The organism is Nibrella viscosa, assembly GCF_039541875.1.
Classification (GTDB): domain Bacteria; phylum Bacteroidota; class Bacteroidia; order Cytophagales; family Spirosomataceae; genus Nibrella; species Nibrella viscosa.
Map to the genome: position 1 here is coordinate 81842 of NZ_BAABHB010000016.1, position 18630 is coordinate 100471.

The 18630-nt window shown below is 52.9% G+C and carries 11 protein-coding genes; 3 read left to right on the top strand and 8 right to left on the bottom strand.

Going from position 1 to position 18630, the window contains the following annotated elements; genetic code table 11:
- Positions 1-5: 5 nt before the first annotated feature.
- The 3 genes from ABD931_RS25835 to ABD931_RS25845 all read right to left on the bottom strand — a co-directional run bounded on the left by ABD931_RS25835 (position 6) and on the right by ABD931_RS25845 (position 4929).
- Entirely contained in the window at positions 6-2723 is a 2718-nt protein-coding gene (locus tag ABD931_RS25835) for a CHAT domain-containing tetratricopeptide repeat protein (RefSeq protein WP_345270922.1), read from the bottom strand.
- 356 nt (positions 2724-3079) lie between these two features.
- Entirely contained in the window at positions 3080-3820 is a 741-nt protein-coding gene (locus ABD931_RS25840; protein ID WP_345270923.1) for a sterol desaturase family protein, read from the bottom strand.
- Positions 3817-4929: a fatty acid desaturase family protein gene (locus ABD931_RS25845; protein ID WP_345270924.1), complete on the bottom strand. Its 1113-nt coding sequence runs from the start codon at positions 4927-4929 to the stop codon at positions 3817-3819. The genes ABD931_RS25840 and ABD931_RS25845 overlap by 4 nt, the downstream gene beginning before the upstream one ends.
- Positions 4930-5265: 336 nt before the next feature.
- Between ABD931_RS25845 and ABD931_RS25850 the strand changes: the two genes are divergently transcribed.
- Positions 5266-7344, top strand: coding sequence for a 7TM diverse intracellular signaling domain-containing protein (locus ABD931_RS25850; protein ID WP_345270925.1), 2079 nt, complete (start codon positions 5266-5268; stop codon positions 7342-7344).
- A gap of 34 nt (positions 7345-7378) precedes the next feature.
- A complete protein-coding gene (locus ABD931_RS25855) occupies positions 7379-8134 on the top strand; it encodes a LytR/AlgR family response regulator transcription factor (protein ID WP_345270926.1) in 756 nt (251 codons plus the stop codon).
- A gap of 169 nt (positions 8135-8303) precedes the next feature.
- Here ABD931_RS25855 and ABD931_RS25860 read toward each other — a convergent pair whose 3' ends face one another.
- Both ABD931_RS25860 and ABD931_RS25865 read right to left on the bottom strand, forming a co-directional pair.
- Positions 8304-10883 (bottom strand): DEAD/DEAH box helicase family protein, encoded by a 2580-nt coding sequence (locus ABD931_RS25860; protein ID WP_345270927.1) that lies wholly within the window; start codon positions 10881-10883, stop codon positions 8304-8306.
- Positions 10883-12943, bottom strand: a complete 2061-nt coding sequence (locus tag ABD931_RS25865; RefSeq protein WP_345270928.1) for a DNA methyltransferase — start codon at positions 12941-12943, stop codon at positions 10883-10885. Before ABD931_RS25865 ends, ABD931_RS25860 begins: the two co-directional genes overlap by 1 nt.
- Positions 12944-13045: 102 nt before the next feature.
- Here ABD931_RS25865 and ABD931_RS25870 point away from each other — a divergent pair, with 102 nt between their 5' ends.
- Positions 13046-13420 carry a helix-turn-helix domain-containing protein gene (locus ABD931_RS25870; protein WP_345270929.1) on the top strand — a complete coding sequence of 125 codons (375 nt, stop codon included), beginning with the start codon at positions 13046-13048 and terminating at the stop codon, positions 13418-13420.
- Between the two features lie 145 nt (positions 13421-13565).
- Here ABD931_RS25870 and ABD931_RS25875 read toward each other — a convergent pair whose 3' ends face one another.
- From ABD931_RS25875 to ABD931_RS25885, 3 genes are read right to left on the bottom strand one after another with little or no spacing between them, the layout of a single operon-like run.
- Positions 13566-15488 carry a CocE/NonD family hydrolase gene (locus ABD931_RS25875; RefSeq protein ID WP_345270930.1) on the bottom strand — a complete coding sequence of 641 codons (1923 nt, stop codon included), beginning with the start codon at positions 15486-15488 and terminating at the stop codon, positions 13566-13568.
- Positions 15489-15533: 45 nt separating this feature from the next.
- On the bottom strand, positions 15534-16139 hold the full coding sequence (locus tag ABD931_RS25880; RefSeq protein WP_345270931.1) for a hypothetical protein: 606 nt from the start codon (positions 16137-16139) through the stop codon (positions 15534-15536).
- A gap of 21 nt (positions 16140-16160) precedes the next feature.
- Positions 16161-18614: a carboxypeptidase regulatory-like domain-containing protein gene (locus ABD931_RS25885; protein WP_345270932.1), complete on the bottom strand. Its 2454-nt coding sequence runs from the start codon at positions 18612-18614 to the stop codon at positions 16161-16163.
- Positions 18615-18630: the final 16 nt, after the last annotated feature.

Genomic DNA, 18630 nt, shown 5'->3' on the forward strand with positions numbered 1-18630 from the left:
AATCCTTACTGCCCTACCAGCACGAAGCCGCCCCAGTAAAACGGCTGGGGGTATTGTTTCCGGATCGCCTGCTGGGCCAGCCGGAAGGCCTGCACTTTGTCGCCGGATTGCAGCCAGTTGGCGTAGAAGGCGGTCATCAACTGGCGGGTGAGGTCGTCGTCTACTTTCCAGAGGCTCATCAGCAGCGACCGGGCGCCGGCTACCTTGAAGGCCCGTTGCAGCCCATACACACCCTCCCCGTTACGAACTTCGCCCAGGCCGGTCTGGCAGGCGCTCAGCACCACCAGGTCGGTCTGGTCGAGGGTCAGGTTCATGGCTTCGTAGGCCGTCAGGATACCGTCTTCCCGGCGTTGGGCGCTGAACAGGTCGGCAGTGGCTGTATCGGTTAACGTACGGTTAGCGTCGGCCAGCACCAGCCCCGACCGGAACAGCGGACTGGTCAGGGTGTGGCCTAAGGCCGTATCGGTTTCAAAGAAGCCGTGCGTAGCAATATGCAGTACTGTCGGACTAGCGGTTGTTTTAACCACCTCTTCACGGGCAGCGGTATCCGTATAGGTATGCACGGTAAAGCGGCTCCGCAGCAGTTGCCCGATGTCGGCCACTTCCCGCTTCGTAGCGGGCAGCGGTTCATAGTAGCCGTCGCGGCTGAGTCGGGTGCGGGGAGCCCGTTGGGAGAGGGTAGGGCCGGCCAGATCTCGCTGCGCCAGCATTCTATGCTCCGACAGGCCGTAGTCGGGGTAACCGATCAGCAGGGCCGTGGGTTGGCCGGTAGGTGGAGTTGGTTTGGCCTGAAGCAGGTCGTTGGTGGTGGTGACCAGCACGATTTCCTGCTCATCGAGCACATACCGGCCGGTTTCCGGATTTCGTAAGGTGTTGAGGTTGATCTGGTGGTACACGCCGTCGGGTGCCAGATACACCCGCCGGATGCCTTTCAGCGCGTCGCGGATGGGTTTCCAGTATTGCCGGTAGCTGTCCGCTGCGTGGGTCTGGTCCAGGATGTCGTTCCGGTAGGCGGTCAGCAGCGGCCCTTCCAGCACGTTGCCGTTCTCCAGGATAACGATGTCAGGATAGGCGCAGTTGGGCGTCACGATCAGGGCGGCATAGTGAACCGTGTCCGTTTTGCCCCAGCCATGCCTGACCTGATAGGTACGGTAGCGGACCAGTTCAATGGCTGCTTCACCAGGTTGCAGGGTCTTCTGTACATCTTGCCATGTTTTCGGGTTCAGCGCCAGTTCGCCCGTAAGTTGCGGTAGCCGAAGGGCCACTTGTTTTTCCAGCGTGTTGACGTGTTGCTCCAGACTATCGGTTCGGATTCCCCGGCGGAGTTGTTCAGTTCGCGTCAGACGGATCCATGTTGCCAGTCGGTCGCGGCTCGTCTGCCAGTGGGCATACAGGCGTTGCAGAGATGTATCGGTATGGGTGCCGATGCGTCGGCGGAACTTCTGATCGGCATGTAACAGAAAGCCCTTTATGGCTAGTTGGGTATTGTACTGCTCGGCCGTGATAGCCGGATTGTGTCGGGCAAACAGCCGGGCATACGAGTGGAGCCAGATAAAGCCGTTACTGGCATTTTTGAGGAGTTGCTCCCGTTCTTCATCCGTCAGCGTGGCCGAAAACAGCCGCACTTCCCGAATCAGGTTCTGGTTACATTGGACAATATAGGGTTCCGCCTGTCGGTCTAAATTGAGGAGCGTATAAATTTGCCCTACCTTAAATAATGCGACCGTATGGTAAGGATGCATGCGCCCGTTTACACTGTCTGAACGCATCAGGATTTGCTCGAAGATTTTACGAGCCTTATGGTTATTTCCTTTCCTACGGTAGTAATCTGCCAAATCTTCAGCGCACGAATTATACCGCGAGGTATTTGGACCAATAGTTTGGCTGAGTGTCTCCAACGCTTTGGTTAGTAACACTTCTATATCAGGGATTTTCTGCTTTAGAAAAAAATTTCTGTAATGATAGGCAGACGACAGGGTATGTAAACATTCTGCATAAACCGGGCTTTGCGGGCTACCTATCCGTTCTATAAGGAGTATGGCCTTCGTAAGCAGACCTATAGCCGTATCAATATTGGGAATTATGTACTCTTCCAGATAGCGTATATACAGATCGCTCAGGTTCTGCAGCACCAGGGCATACGCAACGGAATGCTGGTCATCAAGCTGCTCAAAGATCGCTTTAGCCTGTTCGGCAGTTGCAATGGCCTTCGCCTGAAGGCCCATGGTCCGGTAGAACAGAGCCAGCCGGTTTAAGGCAATGGCGTAATCGGTGCTTTGTGCGCCGGCCCGATCTTGGGTTCGCGTCAATGCGATCTGATGCAGGCTGTCGGCTTTGGGGTACTGAACCAGGTATTGGTAGCTCTCGGCAACGGTCTGTAGCGTGTACACGTACCGATGGTGTTGCCTGCCGTAGGTACGTTCCCAGATAGCCAGTGCCGTCTGTCCTGCTTGCAAGGCTTCGTCATAGTACTCCAGGTAGTTATCTGCCTCCGCCAATATATCCAGCGTTTTGGCGTAGTTGGAGTCGGTCCGGCTGAGTTGCTGTTCGGCCAGGGCAAGGGCTTTTATGGCCCAGGGACGAGCCTGGTGGTAGCGCAGTTGCCGATTGGCGATGGCCGCACTGTCGTAGGCCGTCTGCCAGTCCTGCGCCGGAGAACAGACACTCCAGAGGGAGCAGATAAAGGCAGTCCAGACGGCAGTTCGCTTCGAAAAATTCGTCATAGAAGCCTGATAGAGAAAGTTCTATAGTGAAGTTAGCAAAGTTTCAGCGATAGCTTTTATCTGCTATAGACCAGGTTTTTACCTATTTATTATTCGGTCAATAAAAGCAATCGTTCCTTCGGGATTTCAGGTTTTAGGCATCATGTCTTCCGCCCATTCAAATGAGCGGCTACAAGATCAATCATCCCCGCAACGGAGGCCCGGTAACGGAATTCAGCGGTTAATTACTTCAAATCAATAAGTCCATCAGAACTAAACTTTGAAGGAGAACCGAAGAGTGAATAGCTCAAAGTAACAAGAAACGGTGGGTGTAATCGGGGAAAAAGCGGGTATGGTAGTGGGAGCGTTCTGTGGCTTTACGTCTTTGCCCTGAAATCGGTGTTCATCAGCCGGTCCCAGATGTTGAAGTAGAAGCCGAAGTTACCCCGCGTGTACTGGTGGTGCCGGTTATGGTGCGTCGAGGAGCCCAGCCATTTGCCCAGCCAGTGCCGGTCAAAGTTGTCGGGCAGAAATTCGTAGCCGGAATGCCCGATGACGTTCATGGTAATAATGAAAAAAGAGAAGAGCAGCAAGGCGCTCATGGATACCGGCAACACCAGCAGGATGAGCGCAAAGCCACCGGCCTGCAGCAGGGCTTCGACCGGGTGGAAGGCGTTGGCGGCCCAGGGCGTCGGGTTGCGCGACCGGTGGTGTACGTAATGCACGTGCCGGAACCACCAGGGCCGGTGCAGCAGCCGGTGCATCCAGTAAAAGTAGGTGTCGTGTACCACCAGTTGCAGCAGCAGGGTTAGTGCCCAATAGCCCCAGCCATACGCATCCCAGGGTTCATACAGTTGCGTATAGCCGCCCCGGTAGGCTAGCCATACACCCGTACCGACCAGGCCAAAGACCAGCATCGTTTGTGCCGAATACCGCAACTCGTGCCGAATCTGGCGGGCATCGGGCCAGCGGGGCTGCAGTTTTCGCAGGCCGGCCGGGGGCTTCCGGAGATACCCCACATAGAAGGTCAGCCCGGCCAGGATCATATACCGGAGCGTGGCTCCCGCAAAGGCCAGCAGCAGCACCGGCCCAAATTCCTGAAAAGATAGATCGTTCATGGCAGGTCCGGATTATCCATCAGCCAGGGCAGCCGATCGGGTGAGGTACCTTGCTGTTTCAGCAGCCGGAAGTGCGAACGAACCGCCTGCCACAGGGTTTTGGAGCGGTATTCGAGACCAAAATCACGGGCCGTTTGAGCCACAATGCGTGTAATGGCCGGGTAATGCACATGGCAGTAGCGCGGAAACAGGTGATGTGCTACATGATGATTTAGTCCGCCGAACAGAAACGTAACCACCGGATTGTTGGTACTAAAATCATCCGTCGTGTTCAGTTGGTGAATCGCCCAGGTGGTGGGAATCCGGCCCTGCTCGTCGGGGTACACAAAATGGGCGTCTTCACCGGCATGGTTGGACAGCAGCGCAAACATGGCCACAAAGCCGGCCCCGATGTGCATGGTAATGAAGCCGATGCCGATCTGCCACCAGGCCAGCGGCAGCAGCCAGGCCGGCAGCGCCAGGGTATACGAAAAATAAACAACCTTGCTGATGACCAGAATGACCCACTCCCGGCGGGCGTGCAGCGCCCGTTTGATGCCCATCCGGCGACGGCGGAAATACCGGACGTCCCGAAAGAACAGCCAGAAGAACGTATAGAAAGGATACAGCAGCAGCATGTACCAGTGCTGGTACCGGTGATACCATCGCCGTTTGGTAATGGGTACCACCCGGACCAGGTCCGACTGCTGGAGGTCTACATCCAGGCCGGGAATATTGGTGTAGGGGTGGTGCGACAGCAGGTGTTTGCAGCGGTACATATACCCGTTGCCGCCCACCAGATTGCAGTAGTACAGCAACAGCGTATTCACCCAGCGCTTGGGGGAAAGAACTTCGTGGCAGGCGTCATGGACGATGTTCATGGAAGAAACCATAAACGTAACACCCAGTAGTAGCGTCAGGCCCCAGCGGGTCATCAGGGAGACATCCGCCAGTAGCACCAGCAGGTAACTGGCAACGAACACGGCAAACAGCAACAGGCATTTTGCTGCCATAAATCCGTTGGCGTACCGGCTGCGCTGTTTGTCCTGAAAATAAGTGCGTACCCGTCGTCGGAGCTCCGCGTAGAAGCCGTCCTCCGGCTCTTTCTGAAAAATGACATTCGTTTGCATTGTTGGGTTTGGTTATTGGTGAAGCGGATATGGTGTTTCTACCGTGGGTACGGTAGGGCTTAGTCGAAAAAAAGGGTTTCATAGTCACACGAGCTGAAACGGTGTAAGCGGCTGGCTTGCCTGGTCTAAAGTTGGTGTGAGATGCTAATTGCCGCCGGCGCTACTTGGGGAACGGCGGACCTGACTTGAGCAACGGCGGTATTACGGGACTCACAGGTATTCTGCCTTTTCCTCAAAAATTTGCGCCGGTAATGCCTCAAATGTTTATCTTTCTTCGGGTGTCATCGACTAAGAAACCGAACGCATAAGGTAGTAGATCTGCCGCTAAACCCGACCATGAAAAACAGCCTGACCAGATACCTGAAGAGCCTGCTGATGCTTTTGAGGATACTTTCGGCCGGATTGTCCGGTACTCCGCTGATGGCTCAGTCGGCCGGTGAGGTTATATACGCCTATACGCAGTCGCTGCTGGAACTGGGCCGGCATGTGCGCATCTACAAAGACCCGAAGGCCACCCTCGACATCCGGCAGGTCCGACAGCTACCCGATTCTTTGTTTGAACCCAGCCGGCAGGATGTGTTGAACTTTGGGCTGACAGGCGCCCGCATCTGGCTGAAGGTTACGCTGCAAAACCGGGCGAACGAACCGCTGTACCTCTTGTTCCGGACCCAGGATATCAACGCCGTCGATGCCTACATCACCGGCCCGGCCGGCAGCACTGCGTTTCATACCGGCACGTACCGCCCGTTCCGGAACCGGTATTTCCTGACCAACAGCGTGGTACTGAAACTGGGCGATGCACCCACGGAGGTGTATCTCGCCGTGCAGGAGGGCAGCCGGTTTCATTTTCCGATTCTGCTGGGAACAATTCAGCCGATTGTTCAGCACTTGTATCGCGAAACACTGTTCAATGGGGCCATTCTGGGCATTATGCTGGTGATGGCCATCGTGAATTTCTGTATCTACCTGATGCTGCGCGACCGCACCTACCTGTATTACTGCTGCTACGTGCTGCTGTCCGGGCTGATGTTTATGATGTACGAGGGCCTGACCTACGATCTGTTCTGGCGAAGCGTTCCCCCGCTTAACGACGACCGGGTTTCGTTCGTCACCCGCGTGCTGACCTTTGTTTTTGCCATTTTGTTTTCAACACGGTTTCTGCACCTCGATCAGTACCGGCCCCGGCTCAACCAGTTTTTCAAGGGGGTTGTCTGGCTGCTGCTCGTGGTTGGCCTGCTGAAGATTGCCGGCCTGTCGGTGGCGGAGACGATCTTCTATCCGCTGACGCTCTTCGGGCTGGTGTCGCTCTTTACGGCCGGCGTGCTGACCTTCCGGGCAGGATACCGGCCGGCGCGTTACTACCTGGTCGGCTGGGGGTTGTATATTCTGGGGGCAATGTCGACTATCCTGGCCCTGATGGACGTCCTCTCGTTCAAATACCTGCTCACGGCCTATGGGTATGCGTCGGGGGCTGCCTGCGAAGCCACCGTGTTGTCTTTCGCCCTCGCCGACCGGCTCAACAGCTTCCGGAAAGAGAACCTCTATTCGCAGCAGGCGGCCATTGCGCAGTTGCAGGAAAACGAGCGGCTGGTGCGTGAGCAGAACCGGCTGCTGGAAGAGAAGGTAGCGGAGCGAACGCAGGCGTTGCAGCAGTCGGTGGATGAACTGGAGCTAAAAAATGCCGAGATTATGCGGCAGCAGTCGGAACTGGAAGAGGTGCGGCTGAAAAACCTTCGGGCCGAGTTCGCCCGGAAACTGGCCCGCATTAAGCTCAAGTCGCTGCGCGACCAGATGAACCCGCATTTTCTGTTCAACTGCATGAACACCATCGAGGCTTATATCATCGAAAACCGCCCCGACGAAGCCACGGCTTTTTTACAGAAATTTTCCAGGCTGATCCGGGCAACCCTCGAAAACTCCCTGTACGAGCATATCCCGATCAAAAACGAGATTGAGACGCTGAACCTATACATCCAACTGGAAGAGGCCAGGGTCAACAACCGGTTTTCGCATACCGTAGACGTAAGTCCGCTATTGCTCGAACAGCCGTATACCATTCCTCCGTTGCTGCTTCAGCCGTACGTGGAAAATGCCATTCTGCACGGATTACGGCACAAACGAGACACAGCCGGCCGGCTTCACATCGATCTGTCCGTGCAGGATGAGCAACTGATCTGCACCATTGAAGACAACGGCATTGGCCGGCAGAAAGCCGCCGGGATGCGCACAAGCCGGCCGGGCAAAAGTCAGTCGCTCGGCATGAAATTTACCGGCGAACGAATGGCCGTGATGAGCGAGATCTCGGCTACGCCCTACCAGGTAGAAGTGGTCGATATCCTGGAAGGAGAGAAAACCGGAACCAAAGTAATTCTTACATTACCCTTGACCAGGCAAACCGAAACGCCGGTAGTGTAAACCTCAAACCCCAACTCTTTTTAACCCGACAGCCATGAACGTTATTCTGATAGACGACGAGCGGCCGGCCCTGATTACGCTCCGGCACAAGCTCCTGAAATACAATAGCCCCATCAATATCGTGGCGATGTGTGAAGAGCCCGAAGATGGGCTGGCTCAGATCAACCGGCTGAAGCCCGATGTGGTTTTTCTGGACGTAGAGATGCCGGGCATGAACGGATTCGATCTGCTGGAGCAACTGCCCGCCCTGGATTTCGAGGTAGTGTTTACTACGGCCCACGATGAGTTTACCATTCAGGCCATCCGTGTAAGTGCGTTCGATTACCTGCTCAAGCCCGTCGATGAGGAAGAGCTTCGGAAGACGCTCGACCGGCTGACCGCTTGTCTGAAAGAGAAAGTAGACCGGAACCACTTCCGGGAGTTCCAGCACCTGCTGAAAAGCCTGCGGGGCGAACCCGAAAAAGTAAAGAAGCTGCCCATTGCCACTATGGATGGCATTTTACTGCTGCCCCTGTCGGACATTATCCGCATTGAAGCAATGGGCAGTTATACCGCGTTTTACTGCAGCCGCAAGCAGAAGATCGTGGCTTCCAAATCCATCGCCGAGTTCGACCACCTGTGCGATACGGAGACGTTCTTTAAGGTTCATAAATCGCATATCATCAACCTGAATTTTGTCGAGAAATACATCAGGGGCGAAGGCGGCTCGGTTATTCTGGCCGACGGCAGCGAAGTGGGCGTTTCCCGCCGGTCCAAAGCCGAACTGCTGGAGCGGCTGTTTTTGAAGTAATGTACCCCGTACCCCGGAATGTAATTCCGGATTATGTAAGCCGGAATTACATTCCGGGGTACATAAAATAGCCTCCTAATTTCATACGGGATTTTAGTTCTATGGTTATTTTTCTGAATCAATCAGCCCGTAACCTGTCTCACCTAGCATCTTCTAATAAACATCTTTATCAATCTTCCAGCAAATTCTCCAGCCTACTCCTGAACGGGTCATCTTTATAAACCAATCGTCCATCCTGTAAATACCCAAAAAACTCTGCGTAGTCTTGTGGACTTAGAAAATGAAACAGGTATGTTTGAGCAATACCATTTTCTTCCAGACTGGTATTCAGTTCCCGGAAATGTTGCCGGGCATAGCGTAGTTTGGCTTTGTTCTCGGGGCTTACATCGCCATCTGCTTTTATTTCTACTACAAGCACAAATTCGTGTTCGTCTGTCTTAATCAATAGCAGAAAATCAGGATTAAACTTCCCCAATCGACTATGCTTGCCAGCATCGGAGGTGATGGAGTACTCAATCTCATAAAACCGCTGGTTTTTCGACTTAACCCAAGCCGTTATTTTGGCCGCATTTTCGGGTTTAGTTAATAGTTCGATAAATTTTCGCTCCGGTTCGGCTGTGCTAAAAACTAAATCAACTGGCGTTTTCAGTAAAGCAGTCTTAACCTCTTTTATTGCTTTTCTGGGCAAGGACTCATCTTCTAACACGGCTGTACAAATAGCCCGAACCTCATCATCTACCAGTTCTGTCTCATAATCCGGGCTGTAAAATACACTGCTGTCGCGCCGAAGGTTACTGACGGATAAGGTTTCCCGTTCGCGGTTTATGGTCGAAATTGCAATTGGTTTTGTCGCCACCCGTTTGGTGACGACCTTTTTGGAAGTCTTACGTAGCAAAGTGTTAAAAGAGTTGAAGATAGCCTGTTGGTTGTGCTTATCCAGATAATCTCCCTCAATTGCCCGAGCCTCCATTGAGTTGCGGATAAGCCGTTCGATGACCTCTTTCGGTGGTAGATTGTTCTTGGTGTACTCGCCGTCTTTTAATTTTAGCGTGACTCCTTCCCACTCTCGAATCCTGAATTCTTCATAAATCTTATTGACAATACTTTCGACCGAAAAAAGCTCCTTTTCAATGCGATATTCGACGGTTCGCTCGTGCGCTCTGGTGTTGACAAATGTGGTAATTGGGTTGTACGCATCTATCTGAGCGGCTAATTTTATCTCTTCTTTGGAATAATCGAAAACCGCGTTTGGACGTTTTACTGGCGTTTCTTCCTGCGTTTTGGTGTAATTGATATTGTACACCGTAAAGTGGTAGTTAGCCCGTTCTCCGGTTTGGAGCGGTTGCGCCACCAACTTCAATTCCAGTTCCAGAATTTCGTCGACTAGTCCCTTAATTTTTCCGGTCCAGTTGTCGTGGTTAAAGACTACTACGATGGCTTTTGGGTAATCTGCGGGTAAACGTAATCCCCGACCTAACACCTGTGCGATTAGCAGTTTTGAGTTAAATGCCCGCTCTTCCATCGGTACAATCTGAAAGACGTTTTTAACGTCCCAACCCTCGGTCAGCATTGATACCGAGACAATCCATTCAAACGTACTGTTCTGCTTATCGACATGAGGTAGATACAACTCAACGTTCTGTTTGTGTTTTGAAGTCACAATTAACACTTTGTCTGAACGCACGCCTTCAATCGGTACGTTTTCTTTCCTGACCAGAAACTCGCATAATTCTTCCTTGAGTCGTTCGGCCTGAATAATATCCTGCGTCACAAGGAGCGTCAGCGGCTTCAGCTTGCTGCCATATAAGTCTTTGTTACGCTGATGGTTCTGGTAAATCTTCTGGAACTGCTCGTCGCGTTCCTGTGTCTGCTCGTCTTTGGCTACGTAGTCAACCGTTTTGACAAAGCCGTCTTCAATTGCCTGCCGGAGCGAATACCGGTAGACGACATCGTTCACGTAATCATTTTCAACATAGGCCGTTCCCGTGAAGCCCAGCATGTACCGAAACCCAAAACCATTGTTTAACAGAAACTCTTTCCATTTCTTAAGACCCTTACTGTCAGCATCGTTTCCGATGATTTTGTTATACACATGATGTACTTCATCGTTTAATACCAGACAACGCTCCCCTTTACCAAAACCTAGACTATCCTGAATGGAACTGCTGTTGCGGCCATACACGGCGTGGATGTTTTCTATGCAGATGTCTCCGTTCTGAATCGTGCGGGTACCGTCGATAATGCTTGGGTTGGCATATACCGCCAGTGCCGGAATCGCGTTTTTTAAAGTACTGTTCGTGGTCAGTTCCCTGAACTTTTCGGTAAGTCCTTTTTCGATGGTTAAAGACGGACACAGCACCAGCACTTTATCGACAAAGCCCAGGCCGAGTGCCAGTTGTGCAATGCCGTACATGACAAAGCTTTTTCCGGTACCAGTTGCTAAATCCAGCGTAGCTGACAGCAGATTAGGCAACTGTAACCTTCGTTTGTAGTCGATGAGGTCATTATACCGGTCCTGCAGGCTCTCGTTTTTTCGATAGTTTTCTTCAACAAGCTGCTCAATAGTCGCGTATTTGCCCGAAAACAGATAAATAATAGCGGTCTGTATAGCCTTTTTCTGATAAGCCCGGTCCTGACAAAGAATATCCAGATACCGGTCCCAAGCCGAAAGATTTAGTTTTATGGGGTCGTAATTAGTGCTGACTTGTAACACTAAATCCTGTGTATTATATGTTTTAATTTCCTGCATTACTGCACTGGCTTAAATTCTATTTTAAACTCATTTCCGTAGATGTCGATGAATACGACAGCTACCCTTGCACCCACCGAGGTAAGCGGAATCCGTAAATCGGTTTGGTTTGTCAGTTCCTGACGGAGTTGTTCGACAAAGAGGTTTCCTCCTTCAGATTCAGCTTTTTCAAGGTCTTTCTGCTTCTGTTTGCGGGAGGCAATCAGGTCGGCAGCAAACACAGAGCCTGTCATCAAAAACTCACTACCGTTATAGTCGGCGTCCCAAAGCACCATCGACAGACTCTCGAAGTTTGCCATGTCGCGTCCGGTGCCTTCTTCTGAATACAGGGAGGTAAAATGACTGATAATTAGCTCGCTTCCTTCCAGGCGGCTTTCTACCTTTGGCTGCCGCATGAAGTGAAACCCCACCGCATCAGACAGGTCATTGATTTTACTTTTGCTCTGCGGCTGACGGAACCGGGCAAATTCTTTTTTGTGCAGTTCCTGAATAATCTGGTAGGGTACTTTCAGAAAGTAATACCGCACACCCTCAATCTCATGGTAATCGGCAATGAAACCAACCTGATTAGCGGGGGCAATGATGTAAAACCGATTGCCCACCCGACCCCGCAATGAACTATGCAGGTCGTTCAGAAAATCTTCATCCACTTCCGATTCTTTGAAGTCCCAGAAGTTCCAAATCATGGCATAGTAGCCGAATCGCTGCCCATCGACCCGAATACCGTTTATATGTTGAGACTTCGGGTCTATCTCAAATAGATTCAGTACGAACGCCCGGTAATTGTCGCGGTCGAGTTGGTTGAGTTTGGCGATGTCGTACAACCCGGCGTTAACAGTGGCAAACGTGCGGGCTGGGATGCCGTGTTTTTGCTTGGGATTAGTCAGACTTTTGCTGTTCTGAATCTGTAACAGCCGCTTTTGCATGGTATAGAACGACAGCTTACCGATGTCGCATGTAATCCAGCGACGGCCCAATTTTTCGGCCACAGCGGCAGTGGTGCCACTCCCACCGAAAAAGTCGAAAACAATGTCGTTGAGGTTGGTAGAGGCTTCGATTATGCGCTTTAGCAGTTCCTCTGGTTTTTGGGTGGGGTAGCCGGTGCTATCCTGTTCTACAAAAGCATACGTACCAACTGGATAGTCATTGAATGCTTCTGCAATTTCGTCCTTTCCAATCCAAACATCCCACGCAGTCTGAGGACGGTTTTTGTTTGCCTCCTCTATGGCTTCCTCTTTAGTTAGATTTGGATTTTTGCAGATGTATGTTTTAAGGTAATTGGAACCGCCACTACTCTCTCTACCTCTGGTGTAAAACCAACCATTTTCATCCTTTACCAACGCATTTGTTATACGTTTTGAATAGCCCAGCCGAGGAGGAGGATTAAAGGCAGCGTTAGGTGCTTTGTAACAATAAATAGTCTCATGGGCTTTTGGGAAGAACTTGCCTGACCCCATGAGCCCACAAACCCAAACTATTTCGGCAAATTGAAAGCCTGTAAATACCTCATCAAGAAGCAGCTTAATAGTATGTCCTTTTTTTACGTCCAAATGCACATATATAGTACCATCACTTGCCAGTATCTCCTTTGCAACTATAAGTCGGCGTCGTAAAAATTCAACAAAATCACTGCCTTTCGCTTTATCCGTGTAGGCTAGTTGGCCAGTTTTACTATTAAAATCTGAATCTGTTGCAAACGGTGGGTCAATGTAAATTAGCTTTACCTGTCCTTTTACGCGGTCGCGGATGAGTTCGTCCGTGTTGGCGTAAAGGGTTTTCAGGAATTGAAGGTTATCACCAAACACCATCAGGTTGCGCCAGCCGTCAGCAAAACCTTCACGTGTGCCGTTAAACACCTTTTCGACCTGTAACGGCATGGCGGTGGTTCCGTCCTCGTCGGCTAACAAGTCTTCTTTACGCATTTTGCCGGCATATACTAACTCGTATTCGCGTTGAAGGGTCGGGAAGAGCTTGTATTTGAAGTCAGCGGGAAGTGGTTCGCCATTTTGGAGTTTATCAATCAGGAAAAGACGTTCGTCTTCAGACAGTTGCGGAATCATAAGGTTACAAAAAGCGTAACCACTAAGAAAATATAACTATTAGTGATCTTTCAAAACTTATAGTGGTATATTAGCAACTTAGAGTAATAATTTATTACAACTATGGAACCGCTGCAAATTGGAAATAAGATTAAAAAGCTGCGTGAACTACGAAATTTCACGCAAGATTATATGGCTGAGGCTTTACAGATGTCGCAGGCAGGCTACGGCAAGATTGAACGAGACGAAACGGATATTTCACTGTCTCGTTTGCAACAGATTGCCAGTGTGTTGAAAGTAGAATTAAACGAGCTAATAGGCTTTGATGATAAACTGGTAATCTTTGGTGCTATGCATACACATGCTACAGCAAATAATGGAGTCTTTTTAGGCAAGGAGAATTTCGACAACGAGCGTAAGTTGTACGAAGGGCAGATTAAGCAATTGGAGGAGCAGGTAGTTTATCTGAAAGGATTGCTAGATAAGGTGCTACGGTAAAACGCCAACAGAGCCGCTGGCAAGTAATGTACCCCGGACCGGCTGGCCGGAGCCATGTAATTCCGGCCGTTTTATGCCTTTTACAATGTTTGTGGGTTTTCAACGGCCGGAATTACATGGCTCCGGCCAGCCGGTCCGGGGTACGTTACTTCAAAACCTGCACCTCAATGGCCGAATTTCCGTATACCCGATGCGTGGCCTTCTGGAAATCGGCTGCGTCGGCTTTGAAGATGTTGTCGACGTACTTCTGCGGGTTGCGGTCGATGAGCGGGAACCACGTACTCTGCACCTGCACCATGATGCGGTGGCCTTTTTTGAAGGTATGCAGCACATCCTGCAGGCGGAAGGTAACGTCGGTCACCTGGTTCGGGACAAACGGCTCCGGCTTCTCAAAACTGTTACGGAACCGCCCGCGCATGGCTTCCGAGCGCACCATCTGCTGATAGTTGCTCAGAATAATGTTTTTGTTCGGCATATAGGCGTGGTTCGGCTCGTCGGGCGGATATACATCGATCAGCTTCACCACCCAGTCGGCATCGGTGCCGGTGGTGCTTACCTTGAGTTTGGCCGTAATTTCTCCGCCCAGCGTTACGTCTTCGGTCAGCGGCTCGGTCTGGAACACCAGCACATCGGGACGCCGACCGGCAAACCGCTGGTCTTCCGACATATAATTGAACGGAGTAAAGGTCTCGGTCGTACTCAGGTCTTCGGTGTACGGCACCGGTTTCATGGGGTCGCTGATGAATTCGGAAAAGGCAGTGCCATTGCCGGACTGCTGCGTCAGTTGCCCATTTGCAGTCAGAAAATAGGTTTGGTTCTGAGTCGCAGCAGCCGGCCACTTATCGAAGGTTTTCCATTCTTTCCGGCCGGTATCGAACAGGTAGGCTTCCGGCAGGCCGGTTTTTCCGTCGCCGGGCCCTTTCAGGAAATGGTTAAAGAAGCGGGCCTCAATGTTGCGCTGGTAAAAGGTAGCGATACTGTCGCCGAAGTAAACGTTGCTGTGCAGCGTATGGCCCGTCTCCGCCGACCAGCGCCCGTGTCCGAATGGCCCCATCACCAGCGTGTTATACGTGCCGGGGTTATTCTTCTCCAGTGTTTTGTAGATCGTCAGCGGCCCGTACAAATCTTCGGCATCGAACCAGCCGCCAACGGTCATCACGGCGTGTTTAACGTTTTTCAGGTGGGGTATAATGCTACGTTTCTGCCAGAACTCGTCGTAGTTCGGGTGCTCCACCGTCTCCTTCCAGAAAAAATTATCCTGGTAGAATTTGTTGGCATTCTTTAGTGGCCCTAAATCATACTGCCACTGATAGCCATCTTTGGTTTCGGGCTCAATCATCGCTGGGGCAAACCAGTTTTCGGTCGTCGGCTTTGGGTGCTGAATACCGAATACGGGATACGTCCAGATATAGGCCTGAATAAACGCGCCGTTGTGGTGAAAATCATCGAAGAAGAAATCACCCACCGGGGCCTGGGGCGACGAGGCTTTCAGGGCCGGGTGGGCATCAATGGCCCCGGCCACAGTGTAAAAGCCGGGGTAGGAGATACCCCACTGCCCCACACGGCCGTTGTGGAACTTTACATTCTTCAGCAGCCACTCAATGGTATCGTAGGTGTCGGAGCTTTCGTCCGGAGCCCCGGCCATTGATACGGCAGCAGTCGCTTTGCCTTTTTTGCGGCTGGCGGTTGCCGTCGGCTGCGGGTCAGGCAGGTTGGGCGTCATGTTGGTCCAGGTACCTTCCGACATGTAGCGGCCCCGCACATCCTGGTACACAAAAATGTATTTATCCCGCATTAGCGTAGGTGAGGGCCCCAGGCGCTGCGCGTAATTGTCCGGTCCGTAGGGGGCCACGCTGTAGCAGGTGCGCTGCATCAGAAAGGGGTAGCGGTTAGTCTCCGAGGCATCTTTCGGCACGTACACAACGGTGAACAGCCTGGTGCCGTCGCGGGCCGGAATCTGGTATTCATACTTCTGATAGTTGTCCCGGATAAATGAACTGGGGGCAGGTTGCTGGGCAAAGCTGGTCCAGGACGCCAGCACCAGCAGGTAAAGCAGTTTACGTAGCATAGTTAGTTTGAGGCAAGTGCAAGCCAAAGGTATTGAATTTCGGCTCTACTGAAAAGCGCCACCCCAGGCGGCAATAACCAGCGCAAATAATACCGTGACCACCAGGAGGAGAATACCCAGGATCAGACCAATTGTTGCTTTGCCCCGTTGAGGGTCTCCTTTTCGCGACCGGTTAAATGCGCGGATGGCAGCCACAACAGCCCAGATGCCCGCTACAGGTGCCAGCAAAAGCAGGATCGACGCGTTGGGAATCAGGATCGCTACGGCCAGACCCGCTACCCCGAGCAAACCCGCAATGAGGGCGTTACGGGCCGGCCGTCGGGCTGGTGACTCGTCGGCCGGCCGGATGTGCTTTTGGGTGCCCACGGCCCTGACGATGGTTTCCCGAAAGGCCCGTTGCTGTTTAGCCGGCCGAACGGTTTGACGAAGGGGCTCGGCAGCCGTAGCGGTCATCACCAGCGGCAACTCAGAGGTGGCGTCCACCTGAGTCTGCCTGTATACTGAATCTGACGGTACCACAACAACTGCCGCTGCGGGTTGGGCAGCGGCTTCATACTGGATGCGAGCCGTTGGTTGAAAGAAGGCGGTTTGCCGCTGACAGGCAGTCAGCACAATACTGATGAAGGCGGTCAGGAGCAGGCGAATGGGCATAGTAAGGTTTGGTGGTTTCGGTTAAAAATCGATGCGGTAGAAGAAGACGGGCAGGAAACCCAACTGGTACTCCTGCTTGATAAAGGTGCCGTCGGGCTGGGGTGCGTAACTCAGCGACAGCAGGTTCTGGATACCCAGGATATTTACCAGATCGACGGCAATGGTGTGGGTAAGCTTATTTCGGTTGATCTTGTAATCCACCTTTAGGTCGAGTCGGCGATAAGGGGCAAACTGTAGCGTATTTCGGGTGGCATTGCGGTAGACAATATCCTGATTCAGCCGCGAGGCTGTTTCGTCAACGGGACCGTACCACCGGCCGCCGATAGCCGTAAACTTAGCGCCCAGGTTCAGGCTCGACCCGCGCCGGTCTCCCCTGCGGAACGTAAACTCTTTGGCCACCAGGGCGTTGAACGCGTACCGGCCGTTGAAGTCGGTATTGCGCAGCACGCCATCGGCACCCCGGTACTTCGCGTCGAACAGGGAGCCGGTGACCAGGAAATAGTAGCTGTCACTGAAGAATTTTTCCAGCGTTAGCTCTACGCCGTAGTTACGACCGGTACCTTCGTTGACCAGCTTGCCGGGGAATATCCTGGAAAAACCCGCGCCGGTATTGAGGATCGAAAATGAACTGTTACCCTGCTCGACCGGCACATTGAACAATTTCTGGTAATAAGCTTCGAGCTTCAGGCGCATGTTGCGGCCCAGCAGGCGGTCGTAGGCCGCTACGTAGTGCCAGCTTTTGGTCAGGCCCATATCGCGGTTATAGTCACTCCGGGGCAACGAAGTACCGGCCGGGGTAAAGCGGTAGAAGTAGGCATAGGCGGGCTGTATCTGGCTGTGCATACCCGTAGCCAGGCTGATCTTCTGGCGGTTGGGTAAGTCCCACGATAGCCCCAGTCGGGGTTCAATGGGCGAGAAGCTGTTGTTGTTCAGCGAGAAGTACAAGCTGGTCAGGCCGGTGCTCAGCGTCATGTTGCGCAGCAGATTAACGCGCCACTGGATATACGGCTGCAGCATCACGGCCGAGGTACGGCTATCCCAGCGGGTAGTCCAGTTGCTCAGCCGGACACTGGTGGCGGTTTCGGTAATGGTGCGAACACTGTCGTTGTAGCTGAACAGGTACAGGTCGGTATTTAACCCTACTTTCAGGGTGCTGCGCGGACTGAATTTATGGTTGACCGACATTGCCAGCGATGTTTTTGTTTCGGCGAACCGGTAGCTCAGCGTCGGTCGTAGTGAGTCGATGACAAACCGGTTGTTCTGCACCTGGAGATTGCCCTGGCTGTCGCGCCGGATAAACAGGTAATCGTCGCCGGCCCCCTGCGAATTGCCCGACACGGCCAGCGTAGCCCGCAGGAAGGTGTTGCGGCTCAGTGGTTGGTTATAGCTCAGGCCCGCTACCCCCATGCGGGAGGTGTAGTACTGGTCGCGGTCGTTCTGGCCGAAAATATTGCGGTCCGACACTTCCTGCTTGCTGATGAGGATGTCGATGGTGCTGGTGCCGCCGAATCCCCACAGCGCTATGTTCCCTCCATTCTTCAGCGGAAAGTTGAACCGGAAGGCGGCATCCTGGTAGCTCGGCACAGCCTGGGTGCCAATATCAATGCCGGCTTTGCTGAACAGCCAGAGGTTGGCGTAGCGGTACGAAGCCAGGTACGAACTGCCCGCTTTGCGGGAGATGGGTCCTTCCACCAGGCCCTCGGTACCCAGAAAGCCGAACTGAAACGACCGCTGGTGCCGCTCGTTGTTGCCGTTGCGCAGCCGCAGGTCGAATACCCCGGCCATGGAGTTGCCGAACTCGGCCGGAAACGCTCCCGTGAAAAAGTCGGAGTTTGCCAGGTACTTGTTGTTGATAATGCTCACCGGCCCGCCCGTGGTACCCGGAATGGCAAAGTGGTTTGGATTAGGTATGCTTACCCCCTCCACCCGCCAGAGCACGCCAATGGGTGAGTTGCCCCGGATAACGATGTCGTTGCGGGAATCGTCGGCCCCCTGCACGCCGGCAAAGTTGGAGGCCATGCGGGCGGGTTCGCCCCGGCTGCCGGCGTAGCGGTCGGTTTCCTCCACCGAGAACTGGCGGGCCGAGACCAGCGCCATCTCGTTGCGGGCATCGCCGGTGCGCTGGGCCTTGACGGTCACGGCTGATAGTTGCTGGATGGCTTCTTCCAGATCAATGTCCAGGATGGTTTCGCGACCGGCGTCGACAATGATGTTGTTAAGCAGGGCGTCTTTATACCCCACCAGTGAAAGTCGCACGGTATGTCGGCCTACGGGCACGTTGGTGAGCCGGTAGCGGCCGGCGGTGTCAGAAATGGTGCCCAGCGTAGGAGTGACGTCGGTGAGCTGGACGGTAACGCCCACCAGCGGGTACTTGGATTCTTTGTCGACCACCCGCCCGCGGATGGTTTGGGTAAGTTGGGCGTAGGCAGTCTGGGTTATTAGCAGGATGCTCAGTACGGGTATAGGTAGTCTCATAAATCGAAGAGGAAAA